The sequence below is a fragment of the Terriglobus roseus genome (assembly GCF_900105625.1).
Classification (GTDB): domain Bacteria; phylum Acidobacteriota; class Terriglobia; order Terriglobales; family Acidobacteriaceae; genus Terriglobus; species Terriglobus roseus_B.
In genome coordinates this window covers 1,309,267-1,330,250 of sequence record NZ_FNSD01000001.1, presented here as the reverse complement: position 1 = coordinate 1,330,250, position 20,984 = coordinate 1,309,267, and the positions used below count along the sequence as shown (strand labels likewise).

Annotated in this window: 14 protein-coding genes; 11 read left to right on the top strand and 3 right to left on the bottom strand. The window is 55.8% G+C overall.

Features of this window, described 5'->3' with window-relative positions:
* Window positions 1-61 precede the first annotated feature (61 nt).
* A complete protein-coding gene (locus BLW03_RS05260) occupies window positions 62-2,116 on the bottom strand; it encodes a PAS domain-containing sensor histidine kinase (RefSeq protein WP_074652668.1) in 2,055 nt (684 codons plus the stop codon).
* Between the two features lie 394 nt (window positions 2,117-2,510).
* On the opposite strand from BLW03_RS05260, the gene BLW03_RS05255 reads away from it, so the two are divergent.
* From BLW03_RS05255 to BLW03_RS05205, 11 genes are all read left to right on the top strand, one after another.
* Window positions 2,511-3,464: an alpha/beta fold hydrolase gene (locus BLW03_RS05255; protein ID WP_074652667.1), complete on the top strand. Its 954-nt coding sequence runs from the start codon at window positions 2,511-2,513 to the stop codon at window positions 3,462-3,464.
* A gap of 250 nt (window positions 3,465-3,714) precedes the next feature.
* Complete coding sequence (locus BLW03_RS05250) at window positions 3,715-5,166, top strand: aldehyde dehydrogenase (RefSeq protein WP_074652666.1); 1,452 nt, start codon at window positions 3,715-3,717, stop codon at window positions 5,164-5,166.
* A gap of 580 nt (window positions 5,167-5,746) precedes the next feature.
* Window positions 5,747-6,505, top strand: coding sequence for an SDR family NAD(P)-dependent oxidoreductase (locus BLW03_RS05245; protein WP_074655788.1), 759 nt, complete (start codon window positions 5,747-5,749; stop codon window positions 6,503-6,505).
* A gap of 119 nt (window positions 6,506-6,624) precedes the next feature.
* Complete coding sequence (locus tag BLW03_RS05240) at window positions 6,625-7,389, top strand: SDR family NAD(P)-dependent oxidoreductase (protein ID WP_212733141.1); 765 nt, start codon at window positions 6,625-6,627, stop codon at window positions 7,387-7,389.
* Between the two features lie 188 nt (window positions 7,390-7,577).
* Window positions 7,578-9,215 (top strand): GMC family oxidoreductase, encoded by a 1,638-nt coding sequence (locus BLW03_RS05235; protein WP_244501969.1) that lies wholly within the window; start codon window positions 7,578-7,580, stop codon window positions 9,213-9,215.
* Between the two features lie 71 nt (window positions 9,216-9,286).
* Complete coding sequence (locus BLW03_RS05230) at window positions 9,287-10,135, top strand: pirin family protein (RefSeq protein ID WP_074652665.1); 849 nt, start codon at window positions 9,287-9,289, stop codon at window positions 10,133-10,135.
* Window positions 10,136-10,192: 57 nt separating this feature from the next.
* Complete coding sequence (locus BLW03_RS05225) at window positions 10,193-11,167, top strand: quinone oxidoreductase family protein (RefSeq protein ID WP_074652664.1); 975 nt, start codon at window positions 10,193-10,195, stop codon at window positions 11,165-11,167.
* A 55-nt stretch (window positions 11,168-11,222) separates the two neighbouring features.
* Complete coding sequence (locus BLW03_RS05220; protein ID WP_074652663.1) at window positions 11,223-12,266, top strand: NAD(P)-dependent alcohol dehydrogenase; 1,044 nt, start codon at window positions 11,223-11,225, stop codon at window positions 12,264-12,266.
* 165 nt (window positions 12,267-12,431) lie between these two features.
* Window positions 12,432-13,343: a universal stress protein gene (locus BLW03_RS05215; RefSeq protein ID WP_170834974.1), complete on the top strand. Its 912-nt coding sequence runs from the start codon at window positions 12,432-12,434 to the stop codon at window positions 13,341-13,343.
* Complete coding sequence (locus BLW03_RS21315) at window positions 13,330-13,707, top strand: winged helix-turn-helix transcriptional regulator (protein ID WP_074652661.1); 378 nt, start codon at window positions 13,330-13,332, stop codon at window positions 13,705-13,707. The genes BLW03_RS05215 and BLW03_RS21315 overlap by 14 nt, the downstream gene beginning before the upstream one ends.
* Before the next feature lie 263 nt (window positions 13,708-13,970).
* Window positions 13,971-15,344, top strand: coding sequence for a DUF418 domain-containing protein (locus tag BLW03_RS05205; protein WP_139285107.1), 1,374 nt, complete (start codon window positions 13,971-13,973; stop codon window positions 15,342-15,344).
* 648 nt (window positions 15,345-15,992) lie between these two features.
* On the opposite strand, the gene BLW03_RS05200 is transcribed toward BLW03_RS05205, so the two are convergent.
* Window positions 15,993-17,345 carry an alkaline phosphatase family protein gene (locus tag BLW03_RS05200; RefSeq protein ID WP_083350343.1) on the bottom strand — a complete coding sequence of 451 codons (1,353 nt, stop codon included), beginning with the start codon at window positions 17,343-17,345 and terminating at the stop codon, window positions 15,993-15,995.
* Window positions 17,346-17,438: 93 nt separating this feature from the next.
* Window positions 17,439-20,897, bottom strand: a complete 3,459-nt coding sequence (locus tag BLW03_RS05195; RefSeq protein WP_170834973.1) for an outer membrane beta-barrel protein — start codon at window positions 20,895-20,897, stop codon at window positions 17,439-17,441.
* Window positions 20,898-20,984: the final 87 nt, after the last annotated feature.

Below are 20,984 nucleotides of genomic sequence, written 5' to 3'. Positions count from 1 at the left end.
ACAAGAACCGTAGTTCGACTTCACGTAGTGGAATCACAAATTATGATCCCCCGAGCGCGGCTTACGCGCCATTGTCCTTAGGTATTGCTTTTCGAAATAAGGCATTGTCGTCCGACTGTTCTGCGGAATCAATGTCGTTCGAAAGGAGACGAGGACTGGGAGTAAGTGGACGCAGCCTCTCGGACGCACCACTCGCATTGCCGGGTGTTTTTTTTTGAGTTCGATTGGCGACGTTGACCTCGTATGGGATCGAGAATTCGAAGGTCGATCCAGGGCCATCATTTGGCCTCGCCGCAATTTTTCCTCGATGAGCCTCGATAATGGACCGACTCACGGAGAGCCCGATCCCCATCCCCTTGGTCTTCGTTGTATGAAAGGCTTGGAACAACGTCTCCGAAAGTTCGGGATCAAAGCCGATGCCCGAGTCAGTGACGCTGAGACGCACGCTATCGTCGTCCCCAATGTCGGTCTTAATCCGAATGGTCCTTTGCACACCATGAAATGACTCGAATGCATCTGAGGCATTTCGGAGCAGGTTCAAGATAACTTGCTGCAACTGAATTCGGTCGCCGAAGATTTGTGGGAGGCCCTCTGCCAGTTCCTCCTGTAGCGAAACGCGATTTCTCTGCAATTCGGCCTGCGATAGCGCGATCACTTCTTTGGCGACCTCGCTCAGATCCAATGGAGCCGCCGCAATCTCTCCTTTGCTGAAAAGCGTTCGCAGTCTGCACACCACGTCAGAGGCCCGATTTCCATCCCGAATGGTCCGGCGGGCAGTTTCGCGCGCCCCTTCTATATTTGGCGGATCGCCGCTGAGCATGCGAAGACTTGTACTCGCGTTTGTAACGATTCCCGAAAGTGGCTGGTTGATTTCGTGTGCGATGGAAGCCGTTAACACGCCAAGGCTACTAATTCTCGTAGCATTTGCGAGGTCTTGTCGGGCCTTTGCGAGCGCTTCCTCCTCGAGTTTGCGTTGCGTTACATCCTGGACTGCCCCAATGTATTCGAGGCGTCCCTCGGGATCGCGACGAGCATGTGCCCTCAGATGGAGGTACTTGATCGCGCCATCCGACATCACGATCCTATGTGAATATTCCAGATCATCCATTTCTCGCTGAGCGCGTTGAAGCATATCCGGCAGATATTTCAGATCATCTGGATGGAGACGCCGAGCAAACAAATCGAAAGTGATTTGAAGGGAAGGATCGAGATCATAGATCGAGTAAAGTTCATCCGACCATCGAATGTCCTCGGTTGCAACACACCACGAGAAGCTACCGATACGTGTCAGCTGTTGAACCTCCGCAAGAAACGCTTCGCTGCGGCGGACTTTCTCCTCGGCTTCTTTCCGGTCATTGATATCGGTGCTCGTTCCGAACCATTTGACAATGTCTCCTGCTTCATCACGCAAGGGTGTTGCACGAAAGAGGAACGCCCGATAGAGCCCGTCGAAACGTCGCATTCGAGCCTCGATTTCACCAGGCGTCCCGGCGGCGACGACGGACTGCCAGTATTCGAGCAGACGGGGCAAGTCGTCAGGGTGGATCGATTGTGTCCAACCCCATCCATCAGCCTCCGGCGCCTTCAGTCCTGCAAAGGTTAGGTAATGATCGCTGACGAAATCTATCGAACCGTCAGGGCGTGCAGACCACGCCACCACAGGTATCGTGTTGATGAACAGGCTAAGGCTATTTTCCTGGGCTTGAAGAGCCTCGTTTCGTTTCCTATCCTCGATATCCGTGAACAACAGATACCAGCGCACGATAGCGTGGTGCTCGTCGCGCAATGGCATTCCTCGCACCTGGAACCACCGGTAGACACCGTCATACCTTCGGCAGCGATGTTCCATCTCGAGCGGTGCTCCGGTCTTGCTCGATTGGATGGTTTTCTCGATCACGCCTTCGAGATCGTCAGGGTGCACAACACCGTTGTGCTTCCAATCCCGAATTTCTTCAAACGTCATCCCGTAGTAATCCAAAAGACGCTGATTAACAACTTCCAAATTCCAATCTGCTGTGAGGGTACAAACCAGACCCGGAATCGTGTTAACGATAAGGCGAAAATCCAACACACCGTTCTCACTTGTTGACGATTCCTCGGCAATCGGCTTCATCATTTATCCCTCCCCATCCTAAGCTCGGCATCTTCCGAAGGTGTCGACCAATACCTTCGTCTGATAGACGGCCTCCGTTCAGGCTGGCCTAATCACCTATGTGAGTCGCGTCCAGACTGCATAGGTGAGACGCTCTCGCTTCCGCGAACGAAGGGAGCATCGCTCTGCTTAGGTTACCGAGCGGTGTCAGTCAAACGCAAGAGCGCAGGATGCGGGCAGGAATCTGCTTTGCAGCAAACGAAATTCCGTTTGTCGCGAACGGCCGTCCTGTGGCCACAGCAGTGGGCCCTACCGGTCATCGGCTTGGCAAACGCCAGAGAGGCAAATCGCCATCATCATTCCAAGCCTTGTCCCAACCATAAAAGTCCCATCAAACCAGGAAAGGCATTCGTCCGAAGTGAATATTGTTAAACAACGAAAGGGCACGTATCTATCTCTTTTACTCCTGCTCACTTCTTCAATCTTCGCCCAGCCCATTAAATTAACATCTGGTTTAGTACACACCCCCGATGTTGATCTCTTCTTTGAGGTCCACGGCGATCTCTCCCAGTCTACTGGTACGCCGATCATCTTCGCGAATGGCGGCCCGGGGTTTCCATTGCAAATCACCTCCCGATCTAAAGCATGGGGGATAATTTCGAAGAAGTGGCCGATCGTGTTCTATGACCAGCGGGGCTTAGGTTCTTCACATCTGTTGAATCCGAATGCACCGCAGAGCATCCAGGCGCAGATCTCGGATGTAGAAGCGTTACGTCAAGCCCTCGGGGTGGAAAGGATCATCATTGCTGGACATTCCTGGGGGGGCAACATCGCGATGGGATACGCAGAAGCCTTTCCACAGCATGTTACCAAAATGATTCTCGTCGATTCAGCGGGCCCGCACTGGCACGAAGAGGGGGGCAGCACCCTTGAGAGTTTCTTCCCGGACGTCGTAGAGCAATCCCGCCTTGCGAACAAAGGCGATAACGACCCTAAGCATCAGGATGAAGAATATAGCCGGCATCTTTCAATGATGTTTTATGGAGAAGAGAGCCGACGAAGATTTGAGACTGCGGCAAAGGGCATCAGGCTCAACCAGACAATCTACGAGGCCAACGCAGAATCCATGAAAAGAGAGGATCAGTGGCCGCAGTTGCAGTCTTTGCGTATTCCGACATTAGTGTTGACCGGTCGCTTCGACGTTAACATTCCTCCCCTCACGGCATGGAAAATTCACAAAGCGATCAGGGACTCAACCTTCATAGCGCTTCCCAAGAGTGGTCATTTTCCGTTTGTCGAAGAGCCTGAAACGTTCGCGAGACTCGTCACTAACTTTTTGCGAGCGCAGCCGGTAATCACACCAGCCCGATAGTTGGATCTTTACCCTTCCTTCGTGTTTATGTTCTAGCGAATCGACACTTGGGACTGAAGATCGAACAATTGGCTCCGGACATTGACGTTAGCCACAGCGTGCGCTGAGTTGTCGAAATCTTCCAGCGTGACAGTGGCTCGCGCGAGGAATGATAACGGGAGAATTTCTTCATCCTTAGTCATTTGTCACCTCATCTGTCGGTGGGCGCAACTGGTCGCGCCGACACTCCCCCCAAACAGGAGACTATTTCGTGAAAGCAAACCTTATAATTGATAACAACCACGTGGAAGCAATCGACGGCGGGAAGTTTGAGCGCTATAACCCCATGGGTGACAGCGTCGTGACCACTGTAGCGGCTGGCGGTACGAAGGATGCATGTCTAGCCGCGGAATCAGCGGCACGTGCGTTTGAGACATGGTCGCAAACAACCCCCTTGGAACGGCGAACTATCCTTCTCGCAGCAGCGGATCGGCTTGAAGCCAAGATGGACGTGATAAGCAAGACCATGGCTGCGGAGGTAGGTGCATCTGCCATGTGGAGCGCCCTGCATGTCACGATGGCGGCAAATCTTTTTCGTGAAGCTGCAGGGCTGACAACGCAGACGATCGGGGAGACGATTCCGACGAATCGACCAGGGTTGCTGTCAATGACAATACGTCAGCCAGTCGGTGTGGTCCTCAGCATTGCGCCTTGGAACGGGGCCATCGTGCTTGGCGCCCGGGCGATAGCCTACCCGATCGCATGCGGCAACACAGTAGTCCTTCGTGGCTCAGAATTGAGCCCAGCAACCTTCTCTTTACTTGTGGAAGCACTTCACGAAGGTGGACTACCACCCGGGGTGCTGAATCTCGTCTTCAACGCGCCGGCTGCGGCACCTGAAATCATCGACACCCTTATCAATCACCCAGCGATTCGACGCATCAACTTCACCGGGTCAACTCGTGTTGGCAAAATCATCGCCGAGAAGGCGGGCCGAGTGTTGAAGCGCTGTCTCCTAGAACTGGGCGGAAAGTCACCCCTCGTCGTTCTCGACGATGCCGATATCGACGGCGCGGTCAACGCTGCGGTGTTCGGGGCTTTCATCTATCAGGGACAGATCTGCATGAGCACCGAGCGTCTTGTCGTTGACGAGACTGTGGCAGATGCATTTGTTGAACAGCTGGCACGGCGGGCGGAAGTATTGGCGGTCGGTGATCCCACCGTAAATTCATCCATTGTCGTTGGACCACTGATTGACGCTCACTCCGGCTCGCGGATCAACGAGTTGATCCGCGATGCCCTTAGCAAAGGCGCAATTCTAGTCACGGGGGGCTACGCCGAAGGAGCTGTAATGCGCCCAACCGTTCTGGATCGTTGCACGCCTCAGATGATGATCTACGACGAGGAGAGCTTTGGTCCCATTACGACCGTGGTTCGGGTAAGCGGCATCGAGGAGGCTATTAAGATTGCCAACGACACTCAGTACGGTCTGGCCGCCGCCGTGTTTGGACGCGATGCCTACCGTGCCTTGCAGGTGGGTCGGCGCATTGATGCGGGGGCCGTGCACATTAATGGCACCACCGTGCAGAACGAGTCGCAAGCGCCGTTCGGCGGTGTGAAAGCCAGCGGGTATGGCCGTTTCGACGGTAGAGCGGTCATCGATGAATTTACCGAACTCAAGTGGATGACGATTGGGCAGGCAGATCAGGCCTACCCAATCTAAGTACCGACTCCGCAAGTCACGCCCTAGTTGTCCCGTGCCAGATATTGGTCGGGACAACTGACGCGTTGCAATTTCGCCTATCGGGACGGCCTGCCCCTCTAGCTCAACGTCAGTCTCTGACTCGGCCCCGTACGTGGAATCTAAGCGTTTACACATTGCGGCTTGTGCGGGCGGACTCCTCGATCCGCAAGCGGTTGTTGAGTCCTCCAATAGAATCTGGACGGTCCAAGTGGGACAACCAACCGATCGATCTCGGTCCCGGTACGAAGGTATTGCCCGATACCTTGGTCCAATAGATTCCGTTCACGGTTGCTGGCCTAATGAGCTAAGTGACTCGCTTGTGAGTGCAAGTGGTTGCTGATAGGAAAAGGCTCTCTAGTCGATGAGAGGTTATCAACCGATATGCTCCACGCCGACAGACAGAGCGGAGCATCAGCACGGCGTGATCATACGTGGCGGAGGATCTCCGAAGACCACATCGCTTGATGGGCGGCACGGAAAAGTTCGATCGAAAGGATCCACTATGCCGAACGGAATGGAAGCACTTGTACGGGCACATATGGGCAAGGGAGGGACGACTATGTCAGGACATCTCAACAAAGCGGTGGCACTCGTTACGGGTGCGTCGAGTGGTATTGGACGAGCTACTGCTATTCGCCTTGCGGCGGCTGGCGCCGACGTAGTGCTGGTAGCGCGCCGAGACGAAGAGTTGAAGAGCGTAGACAAAGAAGTTGTCGCGATGGGCAGGAAGGCGTTTCGAATCGCTACGGACATCAGCTCCGCCGATGAAGCCACTGCCATCGTGAACAAGACGATACAGAAGTTCGGACGCTTAGATCTTCTCGTCAATGCTGCTGGCGTGATGCTAAATGGGCCGTCGATTGAGTCTCCGCTTACCGATTGGGACCAGATGGTGAATGTCAACCTCAGGGGCCTGATGTACGTCACGAAAGCCGCGCTCCCCCATTTACTGAGCGCAGTATCTAGCAGTCCACGCTCCGTCGCGGATGTAGTCAACATCTCTTCGGTGGCAGGTCGTTTCACTGCGCCGCAGGTAGCGATCTACAACGCGACCAAGTTCGCAGTCACCGCTGCGACAGAGTCCTGGCGTCAGGAATTTACGAAGCAGTCTCTGCGGTTTTCGGTCATCGAACCGGGCGCAACCGCGACGCAACTCTTCGACCAGAAAGCTGGGCAATGGGAAGGGTTCACGAAGGCCTTCGGAGAAGTGGAGCGCCTTCATGCGGAAGACATCGCCGAGGCAGTTTATTACGTTGTCGCCAGCCCACGCCGCGTCGCTGTAAACGAAATGGTCGTCAGACCCACGGATCAGGCATAGAAACGCTAAAAGAAGAACCCGGAGCAGTCTCACCGCTCTGTGGATTCGCCTAGAAGCATGGGTCGTGGAGTACCCCCAGAACATGATCAAGTTGTTCCGACGCTTGTCGGAAGGTAAGCATGGAGGAAAAGATGCCAAACAGACTGGATGGAAAGGTCGTGCTGATAACGGGAGCCGCACGAGGAATTGGTGAGGCTCATGCCAGACTTTTCGCTGCTGAGGGAGCGGACGTAGTTCTCGCCGATGTTAGGCGCGATCTCGGTGCACCTTTAGCCAAGGATATCGAGGTTCAGGGCGGAAGGGCTATCTACGTTGATCTCGATGTGACTAGGAGCGAACAGTGGGAATCCGCCGTCAAAACGGCGGTCTCACACTACGGCAAGCTCACGAGTCTCGTGAATAATGCGGCTATTTACAGCGACAAAGGCCTAGAGTGCACGCCACCCGATCTGTGGTCCAAGATCTTGCACACGAATCTCGATGGGCAGTGGTTGGGAATGCTTGCGGCGATGCCCGAACTGCTGAAGAATAAGGGCGCCGCGATCGTGAATGTCTGTTCGCTATTCGGCAACATCGGTGTGCCGGGATCGACGGCATACCAAGCATCGAAGGGCGGGGTGCGTCTTCTGACGAAGTCCGTCGCGATGGAATACGCGAAGCGCGGAGTTCGTGTGAACTCGGTCCATCCGGGATCCATCAATACCGACTTCGCAACCGGAGTTGTGACCGACGAAAAACTCAACGAGATGCGAACGCAAATCCCGATGGGTCGACCTGGCGAGTCGATAGAAGTTGCATATGGATCTCTCTACCTCTGCTCTGACGAGGCAAGCTACCTGACCGGCACAGAACTCATCATCGACGGTGGGTGGAGCGTTCCGTAGAAAGAGCTGTTTTTAAGTGAGGTGATGAAACGTCATCTCACTGTGTCCTTTACCTCATTAGAAAGCTTTGCCACACCTGCTGCAGCAGTGGGTTCGCGGATCATCGTCTTTCTTTTGCGCTCGCTTTGGTGGCAAAGCAGGACGTATGCCTCACGCAGCGACCTCGCTGCCATGACAGGAGAACGACTTTGAACAACAAAACCGATCAGCCGCAAACGTCTGAATCCGAATCGCTCATGAGTCGGGTAGAAGGCAATCAAGCCAGTTTGAGGTCGAACTTGCGAGCCCACTACGACTTTATTGTTTGTGGATCCGGATCATCCGGGTCGGTCGTGGCTCGTCGACTCGCTGAAATTGACGGGGCAAGTGTCCTACTGTTGGAGGCCGGCGGAATTGACGACCTGCCTGCAGTTGAAGAAGCCAACCAGTGGACCTCGAACCTTGGGTCTGACCGAGATTGGGCTTTCAAAACACAACCTATTCCGCAGCTGAACGATCGGTCGCTCGTGCTTTCTACCGGCAAAGTACTGGGCGGTGGATCGAGCATCAATGTAATGATTTGGTCTCGCGGTCACAAGAGTGACTGGGATTACTTCGCCGAAGCGTCCGGGGATGCAGCTTGGAACTACGACTCCGTACTTTGCCAGTACAAGCGCATCGAAGATTGGCACGGCACGCCCGATCCTAGTCACCGTGGAACCGGCGGACTCGTATTTGTACAGCCTGCACCGAATCCACATCCGATGGCCGTGGCGATGGTCGATGGAGCAAAGAGCGTTGGCATCCCAACATTCGATAGTCCCAACGGAATCATGATGGAAGGTGACGGTGGTGCCTCCATCGTCGACACGAGACTTCGGGACGGGAAGCGTCTTTCCGTCTTTCGCACATACGTTCTTCCTTTTATGGATCGCCCAAATCTGACCGTCGTTCCAAATGCGCTAGTCACCAAAGTGTTGTTTCAAGGAAAGCGAGCGAGCGGCATTGAAGTCGTCCTCGAAGGCAAGGCGTTACGGATTGGAGCGGAGCGCGAAGTCGTCTTGTCAATGGGTGCGTTCCATACACCCAAAATCTTGATGCAGTCCGGTATTGGAGATGAGACGGAACTCCAGCGCCACGGAATCCCGGTCATTCAACACCTTCCAGGCGTTGGGCAGAACTTCCAGGATCACGTTGGAGCGGCAAGTTGCATCTGGGAGTCAGAGCGAGATGTTGTTGTCCGGAATAACGGCTGCGAAGCAACATTCTTCTGCAAGAGCGACCCATCTGTCCCGACTCCCGATCTACAACCATGTCAACTGGAATTTCCATTTGGGAGCCCAGAAATAGCCAACCGGTACTCACTGCCACAACGCGGTTGGTCTTTATATGCCGGGCTCGTTCGACCCAAGAGCAGAGGGTACATCAGGTTGACCGGACCGGGTCCATTGGACCCATTGCAAATCCAACCAAACACGTTGGAGCATCCCGACGATCTTCAGGCACTCATGCGGAGCGTGGAGATCTGTCAGGAGATCGGCAACTCGCCTTCTCTTCGAGCGTTTTCTAAACGCGAAGTTGCCCCCGGAAAACTCACCAGACAAGAGATGGACCAGTTTGTGAGGAACTCCACCCTGACGTACTGGCACCAGACGTCGACGGCCAAGATGGGCCACGACTCCATGTCGGTTGTCGACAGCCGCCTGAGAGTCTATGGCATCCAGAATCTCCGCATTGCGGACGCTTCCATTATGCCGCGCGTGACGACGGGGAACACCATGGCGCCATGCGTCGTTATTGGAGAACGTGCAGGCGAACTAATCAAGCACGACCACGCTTGCACCTGAACCTCTTCGTTTGCAACTCCCCCCACGACTGAATCACTCAACGCATGTGCTGAAGAAAGGAAGGAAACAACATGAATGTCATTCTCGAATCACGACGCGTAGTTCGTATAGACAGTCCTTCAGTGCAGGGGGGAATGAACGATAAGCATCGCGTTCGTCCCCTCATCTCTCCAGGTAATTGGGTTGAGACGGACCCCTTTCTCTTGCTAATGGAAGACTGGTTTCCCAAAGGAGTGTTTGATCCGCATCCGCACCGGGGGATGGAGACAGTTACATATGTACTCGAGGGTCGCATAGAGCACTATGACAACCACGGTCACATGGGAACCATCGCTGCGGGAGACGCGATGTGGATGACCGCAGGTAAGGGTGTGATCCACAATGAACAGCCAGTAGATGGTCAAACAGTTCATGCGTTGCAACTTTGGATCAATTTGCGGAGCGAAGAGAAACAAGTCTCCGCTCATTTGCAGACGCTCCACGCCGTAGCTATGCCCGTTCGAAAAGAACCTGGAGTCGAAGCACGCGTCTTTTCCGGAAGGTCCGGTACAACGGAAGCCCCAACGACCAATCACACCCCCGTCATGATGGTCGAGCTGCGGCTTGGCCCTGACGCGGAGATCCAGCATGAGATACCGCCGGGATTCAACGCGTTCGTCGTGCTTCTTGAGGGTAACGCCAGAGTGTGTTCCCCCACTGTAAATGTCAGGGCGGGCCAGATCGCTTGGTTCACACAAAGCGAGAACGTGAGCGCCGCATTCCTAAGCGCAGACGATCACGGATTGAGGGCCCTTCTTTTTGCGGGAAAACCTCTTCGTGAACCCGTTGCTGCTCGTGGCCCTTTCGTCATGAGTACCGAAGAAGAACTCCTCGTTGGATTTCGAGACTATCGATCTCAGGGGGAGCAATTCGGGTTGTGAATTCAATCCACATAGTCTGACGCGATCGGCAACGAAATTGCCCTACAAGGAGTCAACATGCGCAAAATTATTGTTTTAAATGTTGGTGCACCATCTGTACTTGAAGTCACGGAAGTGGCGACGCCACAGATTTCTGCTGGTCAAGCGCTCGTACGTGTAGAAGTAGCTGGCATCAATTTCTTAGACGTTTACCAGAGACAGGGTGTAATCAGCGCGCCGCGTCCCTTTACCCCAGGATTCGAAGGCGTCGGCACGGTGATTGAAGCAGGGGCTGGTGACGCGGCGCCCCGTCCCGGTGCGAGAGTTGCGTGGATCAACAATTTCGGCTCGTATGCGGACGTGGTGTTGGTCCCTTTTGATCAGCTGATACCGATACCTCAAGACTTCGCTATCAGCGCAGGACTGCTATTCCAAGGTGTGACTGCGCAGTATTTGATTCGCGAGTACAGGACGATCGCGCCGTCCGATGTGGTCCTGGTTCATTCTGCCGCAGGAGGAGTAGGACAGGTACTGGTGCAGTGGGCGAAGCATCTCGGCGCACGCGTTATCGCGACAGCATCCACCGACAAGAAGTTGGAGATTGCGCGCAAGCTAGGTGCCGATACCCTCATCAATTACTCTCGGGAATCATTTCGAGAGAAGGTTCTGGATGCCACCGAAGGTCACGGTGCGGACTTGGTATTTGATGCGGTTGGCGCGAAGACCTTCAGTGAATCGGTTGCTTCGCTCGCTCCTCGCGGGACGGCAGTGTCCTACGGGTTCGCCTCTGGCGCGCCTGGCCCAGTAGAGATGGAGGCACTGATCCATAAAGCGGCGCGTGTCGCCGCTGGATCAGTCTTTGCCTACATCAGCAATCCCTCGGAAATGCGCCGTAGAGCGTCCGAGGTCCTGCGCGGTATCGAAGATGGCTGGCTCCGTCCAAGCCGTGTTCAAACATTCACCCTCGAGGATGCGCCTGAAGCTCATCGGCTTCTGGAAGGCCGGTTCAGCGACGGAAAATTGGCGCTCATCCCTCAAGGACAGCAAACCTAACCGCTCGTCAAGAGCGCAAGCCTTCAATCCTCAACACAACCTATGGAGATTCACAATGACACCAACGCACGGATATGCCGTTCACTCTTCAACCACCGCAGCAGCGCCCTTCGACTTCGAACGCCGCAAGCTTGGCTCTTCAGACGTTCTCATCGACATCGAGTTTTGTGGCGTCTGCCATACGGACATTCATCAAGCCCGCAATGATTGGGGTAACGCGATCTATCCGATGGTTCCGGGGCACGAGATCGTTGGGACCGTCAGCGCAATTGGCTCATCTGTTACGAAATTCAAGGTGGGTGACAAGGCAGCGGTCGGAACATTCGTCGACTCCTGCCGGGAATGCCAATCCTGTAAAGATGGCGAAGAGGTCTACTGCGATCGCGATCTCGTACTCCCGACCTACAACGCTAAGGATCAAAACGGCAAGATTACGTTCGGTGGCTACTCCAACAACATCGTTGTGGATGAAGCCTTCACACTCCATGTTCCCGCAAACCTGGACTTGGCGGCGACCGCACCCTTACTCTGTGCCGGCATCACGACCTATTCACCACTCAAGCATTGGAAAGTCGGACCAGGCAGTAAGGTCGGCATTGTCGGTCTCGGCGGACTAGGGCACATGGCCTTGAAGTTCTCCCATGCTTTGGGTGCGCAGACTATTCAGTTCACCACTTCGAATGGCAAGGTGGACGACGCGAAGCGCCTCGGCGCTGACGAGGTGATTCTGACCAAAGGGGAGGGTTGGCAGGCCGCTCATGCCAAGTCGTTCGACTTCATCTTGGACTGTGTTTCTGCTCCTCACGATATCGTCCCTTACTTGTCTCTTTTGAAACGAGATGCCGTGTACTGCACGGTAGGAATTCCGTCCGAGCCGCTGCGGGCCCCCGCATTCGCATTGGCGATGGGGCGGAAACGCGTGACCGGTTCGGCGTCGGGCGGGATCAAAGAGACGCAGGAGATGCTGGAGTTTTGCTCCAAGCACAACATCGTCTCGGACATCGAAATGACGACCTTCGACAAGCTCGAAGACGCCTGGAATCGCGTCGTCAAGGGTGACGTCAAGTACCGCTTTGTTCTGGACTTGAAGTCGCTCTAAATACGCTTGTCCACTCGGCTACAGCCGACCTGTTCCCGCGGGTCGGCGCCTTTTCCCACTATCAGAAGAAGAGATGTGATGAATATGCCAGTCTGTATCGAAACGTGTGGCGCTATATCAAGGGATGGAGAGCGATGGCTGCATGAGAGATTCGCCCGAATTCTCTTGGCGACAGACCTCTGCCAGAATTCAAAGCTGGCACTGAAGTTCGCCCGGGGAATCGCTGACCGCTTTGGCAGTGATCTCGGCACATTACACGTGTTTGAATTCGGACCTCACGGTCAAGCTGTTGAGGCGCTCGATCATATACCGAGTCGAGAGCGCAAGATCGCTCAACGGTCGCTGGAAATTTTCAACGCGGATACGGGCTATCCAGGTATCGCAGCGGACGTTGTTGTCGCCGAGACCTCCGTCACCTCCGCAATCATCAAGTTCCTAGACGAGCGATCGATTGACATGCTGGTTATCGGTACCGAAGGAATGCGGAAAGGAGTTGCGCACTTTCTGCTGGGCTCCAAGACGGAAGCGTTGATGTTTAATTCTAGGCACCTCGTTTTAGCGGTGGGCCGGAAAGTTCTCGAAGCCTCTGAGCGAAGGCTCCGATTTGGCCGGGTCATCTACGTCTCAGACTTTAGTGCCGCCTCGATCCCTGCTGCAACGTACGCATTCGAGCTTGCCAGAGCGTTCGGCGTGCAGGCCGACCTATATCAGATCGTTCCAGAGGCCGCTAGAAACAGCGAAGCGCAGATCGCCGATGCCGCGGCAGAGTTTTGTCGCCAACTCAGGGCTTCCAATCCGGCGCTTCCATCGGCATGGTTTGACGTGGATGCTGAGATCTCCAGGATCGTCTCGGAGCGCGACCTGATGGCAGCCACACGGGAGTCCTCGAATCTCATTGTGCTCGGAGTTCAGCCCGCTTCTTTCTTACGGCGGCATGTGCACACGAGCTTTGCCTATCGTCTGCTCGAGAATGCTGCATCTCCAATCTTGACGGTCCCAGTCGACGCATTGACAAGCCTCTTTCAGATTTCCGAAGCAGCAACTTCCACAGGAGCAGGGACCAGTGTCACGCGCTGACGAAGGGTACAACGAAAAAACACATAGCGCTGTGTCCCTCTTGTGTGGGAAATGGAAGCTGCGGATCCTGGTGTCCATGAAGAATGGTCCGGTGCGCGTGAGCGAACTGCAGCGCCTCATCCCCGAAGCCACGAAGAAAATGCTGATCGACACCTTACACAGCTTGGAAACCGCGGGCATCGTGATTCGCACTGACGTTGGAGGGTCGATCCGCCACGTCGAGTACAGAATTGTTGGCGTCCTAGAAGAGTCAACGCAAGCTTTGCTAGGACAGCTAGCCCATTGGTCCGATCTCACGAGAAGCGTTCGAAATGAAAGAAGTGAGAATGCTAGTTCTAATAATCGCCCGAACAATGTCCCCTAATGGCCGTGTGACGCAGATCGCGAGGAATCGCGACGCCCACCCCTGAACACACGGCCTTAGGCGTCGGATAGTAACAGTGAATAGCGTCGGATCTCGCGCAAGACAGGATACGGCTTCACTTCGACAACTAGCGAGGTGTACGCCGACGAGTGATCGCGGCATACGCTCGCTCTCATCTGTAGGCAATAAACCGCTGCTTGCTTCAGTTTCTTGCTCTGAGACAGGCACGTGTTATTGCCTAGAACTGTGAAAGAGACCTGTTCTTGACGTACGAAGCTAGACCTCAATTGTCTGTGAAATTCGCACGACCCACGCCGCGCCGGGAGCGGATTACCTCGATCGATATCCTGCGAGGCATCGCTCTATTGTGGATATTGTTTTCGAACATTGACATTTTCTCTGGACCAGAGACGATGTATGAGGTGCCACAGGGGCTGCCGGACACAACATTCGTGAATGGTCATCTCGCCCTTGACCTTGCTCTGCTTTTCTTCAAATGGATCACGACTGAAGGCAAGGATAGGCTTCTCTTTTCGATCCTTTTTGGCGTCGGTTTTTTCTTAATGTGCGAGAGAGCCGAGCAGAAGGGATATGCAGATCGACTGGCCGAAACATTCTTTCGCCGCAACCTATGGCTCTGCCTACTAGGTATTCTTCACGGGGTATTTCTCTGGGCAGGTGATATCCTTCTCACCTACGGCCTGTCCGGATTGCTCTTTCTCTACCCCTGCCGAAAGCTCAAAGCTCGTAACCTTTTGCTTGCTGGGGTACTGCTCACCTGCGCCTCTTCTCCGTTGCTGCCATACTTCCTTGGATTCGCCGGCGAAGTCGACCTCCATGACGAAGCAGGGCGGGTAGCAGCTCTGCGCGCTTCCGGGGTGCGTCCTACGGGAGCTCAAGAAAAGATAGAGCTTCAGTGGCGCGAGCTCGAAGTGACCCACGCCGTTGTCCCTCCAAGCTATGACGGCGGCCCGTCGGGGCGACAGCCTTACCGTAAGACGGTTGAAGGACAAGCGCATGCTCTCATTACAGAGTTGTCGGTCTCGAGAGTGTTCATCGTTATGGAGGCGACAGGCGCCATGCTTTTGGGTATGGGGCTCTACAAGGCGGGGTTCCTGACAGGAAAATTGCCTCGATCGTGGTACTGGGCGACCGCAGCGTCCGGGCTACTGCTCTCGGCACCGGTTTATGGTTTGACCTTGTGGAAGGTTTACAGAAGCAGCTTTAACTTCATTGTTGTCTACAAGTGTCTCTATGTCCAATACGAGCCTTTGAGGCTCGTGTCTGGAATCGCGATGCTTTCCCTCCTGATGCTCTTCATTCAGTCAGATCGGGCAACCGCAGTCAAAGCAGTCCTGGCCGACGTCGGCCAGACTGCCTTATCGAACTACCTCCTGACAAGCATGATCTGTCAGTGGCTCTTCTTGTGGAGTCCTTTCGCATTGTTCGGAAAGCTTACGTATCTCGAGCATCATGGCGTGATGCTCGTTGTGTGGGCCTTGAACATCGTCCTGAGTTCTTTATGGTTGCGGGCATATCAACTTGGCCCGTTCGAATGGCTGTGGCGATCCCTCACTTATTGGGAATGGTTACCTATCCGTATGGAAAAGAACGACCGAAAGATGGGGCTTCCTTGAGATGGAAAGTAGTGCTCGGAGCGGTGACTCTTCACGAGAAAGACATCTTCGATAAGGTGTCCCTTGTGAAATGCTGCCTGATGAATCGGCCAGATAATGACGGGGCGTTTGTCAAAACTTATGGTGATGCTGATTGGCTCAGAGGCTCAATGAGCGCATTGGCCTGTTCTCGCCAATCGAGAATGCCTTGGCGGATCCCAGCCATCGACGCCTCAGGCGGTTAAACTGCGAAATAGGCGAGGGGCTCAGAGAGCGAGTGCCCGGCCGAGACGACAAACCGCCTTGCGGCCGTGAAGTAGGTATGACAGACCGCCTCACGCTCGCGCACCCCGATGCCACCCGGGCTTAGCGTGAGCGGATTTCTGCTGCCCATCAAGCACGCTTACAGAATCGCCTTTATCGAAACGGAGCCGGAGCCGTCCGTGGGTTTGACTTCAAACGGTGGGACCAGATCGTAGGCCAGTCCGCCCTGTTCAGTGCGGCTCGTTCAAGGTTAGACCCGCTGGTCAGGTAGGTAGTTGATCTCGCGCTATCTCATCGCCTCTTTGGGCTCCAAAGTTCGGGAGCATGATCTTGATGTAGGAGGCATGCTGCCGGTGTGTCTTCTTGCGCGAGGGTTGGGCAAGGGCACCCACGACTCCGCACACTTTACTTTGCGTACGCGACTGCCTTCGCCTTTGCACCGCTTGAGAGTTTCACTCCCAGCAGATCCGCAAGCGTCGTCGCAACCTGCCGCATGTCGATCAAGCCGACGTCCTTACCTTTGACGACGCCCGGTCCCATCATCAGGAACGAAGCGTAAAGTTCGGGGCGCTGGGGCAGGTAGCCATGCGTTCCGGTGTGTGGGGTGTCGGTAACAACGGCACCTTTGCGGCCGTTGCCGATCTTGAAGCTCAGCTTCATCTCAATCACGAACGAAGCGGTAGGGAAGCCACCCGTCTTCTCGATGTCGGCCTTCCTGAGAACGCTCGCGATACCGTACTCAGGATTCGCAGCGGCCTTCTGCAACAGCGCATCAACGGTCGTCAGGACCGCCTTATCGGTCGGGTCCTTCAGCACGATGGCTGCCGTGCCGCCGGTATTCCAGAAGGAAGCCTTCCAGTCTCCCGGTGCGCCTGCAGCAGCAGGTTGCAGCAGACCAGCCTCGGTGAGCAGCACGCCCGGGTTAAAGGTCTTTTCGACCGGCTCAAAACCATGGTCGGAGACGATGACGATGACCGCATCGGGATCGATCTTCTTCTCCTCCGCGATCAGCAGGGCGATGCGACCATCAAGATATTCCAGCGCCGCCAGGCTCTCCTGGCTGAATGGGCCGGTTGTGTGTTCCGCATGATCCAGATCGCCCAGATGCGTGGTCATCAGGTTCGGCTTGTAGTGCCGCAGAATGGCAATGGTCCATGCGACACGAGTCTGCTCAAGGTCACTAGCGTGCATCTCCGCGACATCCGGCGCGAGCGTCTCACGCAGTCCCGCGGGATGATCATAGTGGCGATTCGGATCGGCCTTTGCAGCTGCGGCACCGTCCTCACTGCGACCCTCAAAGATGCCATTTGCGGGCATCAGCCAATCGATGCCGGTAGCGTCTGTCGTCACAGGAAAGCCAACGCTCGCGGTCGTGTAACCGGCATCATGCGCGGCCTGCCACAACGTCTTCACCTTGATGGTGTCGGCCTCGGTAATAGCTTCGCCGTGTAATGTTCCCAGCGGATCGAACTTCTGATTGGCATACACGCCGTGTTCAGCGGGTGTAACGCCCGTCATCATGGTCGTGTGGCTGGGATAGGTCATCGTGGGCAGCACGCCAATCACACCATCCGCATACACTCCCTCGCGCTTGAACTGACGCAGCGTCGGAATCTTCAATCCGTACTTGTCGGCCTGCGTTAGATACTGCGCACCCATGCCGTCGATCGACATCACGAGCACATGACGCCTGGGCGCGGCATGCAGGGTGAGCGGTAGCAGCAACGCGGCAGCAAGCAGGTTCTTGTACGAGATCATCAGGTAAGCCTCCAGGTATTCCTCGCGGGTGGATCGGAAAAGGGCCCGCCCGGGGAGTTACCCGGGCTAGAGTCGTGCGAGCCTGCCGCCCGCTTAGAAGAGGAACTTCGCGGCCAGCTGTACGTTGCGTGGCTGCATGTCCGAGGTGATCTGGCCGAAGGACGAACTGGTGTTCGTCCCGTTGTTGCCCGCAGCAGGAACAAATGTTGAGTTGGGCGCCAGGAAGTTTGGATGGTTCAAGGTGTTGAAGCTCTCCAGGCGCAGCTGCAGGCGAAGTTTCTCGCTGATCCGCGTTGTCTTGAAGAGGGACGCATCCATGTTGACGTACTTCGGCCCGCGCGCATTCGGTAGCACGCGGGGCACATTGCCGAAGGTCCAGTTATCCGGATTCACAAAGACAGACGTATCGAACCATGAGTTGATGCTCCGACTCGACTTGTTGACGTCTTTCGCCGATTTGCCGGGAGCGAAACTCGGCCGCGTTGCCAGATTATTATTTGCGCCGGAGATGCTTAGCGGCAGTCCGCTCTGTGCTGTGACAACGGTGTTGACCTGCCAGCCGCTGACGATGCGGTCGACGAAGCCATTGCCACTATTCAGGAAACTGCGGCCGCGGCCGAAGGGCAGTTCGTAGAGTGCGCTCGCCACGACGCGATGCTTGATGTCCGTAGGATCCAGGCTGTACTCTGCCGCGCGGTTGTTGGAGTCCTGCGGAGTAACCGTACCGCCCGCACCGCCAACACCGATGTAGCCATCCAGGGGATTCTGAATGCCATTGTTCAGGAGTTTGCTGAAAGTGTAACTGGCCAACAGCGTCAAACCCCGCGTGCCGTGGCGCTGCACTGCGGCAATCATGGAGTCACCGTGATAGTTGCCATCGCGCGGACTGGTGACCGTAATGGCGTTGTAGTACGGGAAGGGCAGCAGACTTTGGCGGCGCGTGATGGTGGCTGCACCAAGCGTTCCGGGAACCTTGCCCGCGTACGGATTCGCAACGGTTTGCTTCAACGAATCGCCCAACGCCAGGGCAGAGGTCGGCACCACGTTCATGTTGTAGTTGCCACTGATCATGTGGACACCGTGATTGCCCAGATACCCAATCTCGGCGACAAAGCCGCCGCGAAATTCATGCTGGATGTTGAGGTTCCACTGCTGCGAGGTCGGTGTACTTGCCTTGGGCTGCACGTACGAGATGGACTGGCCCAGCAAGAAGTCTGGACCACCCGCTGCGCCAAGCGGCTGCAGCGGTGTCGATGGAATGCCAGCGGACAGTTGAGACGCCTGCACAATTCCTGGATTCGTCGAGGTATACGACGTCGTCGTGGACGAGAAGCCAGAGGTCGGTTGGTTGAACAACTGGTTGTTCAGGCTGACGTAGTAAATGCCGAAGCCACCGCGAAAAGACGTCTTACCGTCGCCCAGCAGATCCCATGCAAAACCAAGACGCGGGCCAAAGTTCTTGTAGTCGTCGCCGGTGAACGTCCGGCCAAAACCACCCACCGTCGCATAGGCAGTCGTACCGGGCTTGCCGACGCTGGGGCTGATGCCATTCGGATCGAAGTTGCTTAGGCCGTCGTGGTGCTCGCGAGGCGTCTGCTGGAAGTCATACCGCAGACCCGCGTTCAGCGTGAAGCGAGACGTCAACTTGATGTCGTCCTGCACAAAACCCGAAGCCAGGAAATTCCAATATCCCGGTTCACGATAAACGACGATAGTTGAGCTCTGCACGGCACCCAGCAGGAAGCTGGCGTAGGCTGATCCGCTGCCGGCGGTGGCGTTCGGCTGGTTCGTTAGGGCACTCGAAAAGCTGAAGTTGCCCGAGGGCGTGGTCATCTGCGAGTTATTCGACTGGCTATGCTGCGCCGTTGCGCCGAACCGGATGTTGTGCCGCCCGTGCGTCATCGTAACCGTATCGCCAATCTGAGGATTTGATGTATTCCGCTGTCCCACCTGTCCGTTCACCGCGGGCAGGCCGGTGCCGGTGATCGTGGGAAAGACGAAGTTCGGCACATTCGACGGAAAGCCAAGCTTCGCGGGCCAGTCCTGGTTGTAGTTCGCGACTACGAACGGGAAGGTCGTACGGGTCAGCGCGATGCGCGCTTCATTGATCGTCGAAGGCGAGATCGTGTAGGTGTGCTGAACCACAAAGCTCTGACTGCCAAAGGCATCGTTGCGCTTCGCGATGATCGGTGACGGCAGGTAAGAGCCGTTGGTGCTGCCGTTATCCGTATTGTTCACGTAATAGCCATAGCGTCCGAACAGGCTCTGCCGATCCGAGATGCGATAGTCAAACCGACCCAGCGCCTGTGTCATCGAACGCACATTCTGCTTCACGCTCTGGAAGTTATTCGTATTGGAAATCTGCTGGCACGCATCGGTCGAAACGCGGTTCGGTTCAGGATAGATTGCATTCTGGATCGCAACCGCAACGGGATCCAGCGCGCGAGTGATCTTGTTCCCGGCAAACTGCGTACGCCGAAAGCTGCTGCCGGAGGCGACAGTCGTCCTCGGGTCGTAGATCAGCACAGGGGTAGCCACCGCTCGACCCGAGATAGTACTGCAGGTCTGCAAGTCGCTGAAGTCTCCGGTCCGCTGCTTCAGCGTGGGAACTGATGCAATGTAGACGGCACTCGTTACGTACTTGAACTGTTCATAGTTGGCGAAGAAGAACAGCTTGTTCTTCAGCACGGGACCACCCACGGCGCCGCCAAACTGGTTGTAGCGAAGTGGTGGCTTCTTCGTGGTGGGATCGAGGAAGTACGAACGCGCATCAAGGTAGTCGTTACGGAAGAACTCGTATGCGTCACCGTGGAATGCATTGCTGCCGGACTTCGAAGCAAGCGTGATGACACCGCCGGCCGTAAGACCGAACTCCGATGACATATAGCCGGTCTGCACGCGAAACTCCTGCACGGCGTCGACCTGCGGGTTGATCGCAATTTCACCGGAGAAGTTGTTCAGGTTGTTTGCGCCGTCCAGCAGGTTTGCGTTCATCGCCGTCGGACCGTTATTAATGACGATGGCTGCGAGCGACGTGCCGCGATCCGCAAACCCCTGCGGATTGCTGGAGGAATTCGAACGGACACCTGGCGTCTCAAGCGTCAGAGCAAGAGCGTTGCGACCGTTCAGCGGCAACTCCTGAATCGCGCGCGCCTCGACTACCGTTCCCTGCGTGCCCGTCGTCGTCTCCATGGCAGGCGCAGCCGCAGAAACCTCCACGGCATCCGCCGCAGAGCCCACAGGCAGCGTCAGGTTCACCGCGCTCTTACCACCTACCTGCAGCACCAGGTTGTCCTGCGTCACCGTGCGGAAGCCCGGCGCGGTAATGGTGACCGTATAGCTGCCGGGCAGCAGCGTGGCGCTCGAGAAGCTGCCACCGCGGTTCGTGATCAGCTCCGTGGTCTCACCCGTTGCGGTGTTCCGGATGCCAACAGTGGCAGACGCAATCGCAGCACCCTGCGCATCCCTTGCCGTGCCGGTGATGATGCCGCCCTGTACCTGCGCCGAAGCCAGGGAAGCCAGAAGAACTGCCTGGACTGAAAGAGAAAGCAAGCCAAATTTCTTATGCATCAATGCCCCGAGAGAAATCCTGCGGACAGCATCCGTGTCGGCTGAGTCGTCCATCCGCAAAAGACTCGG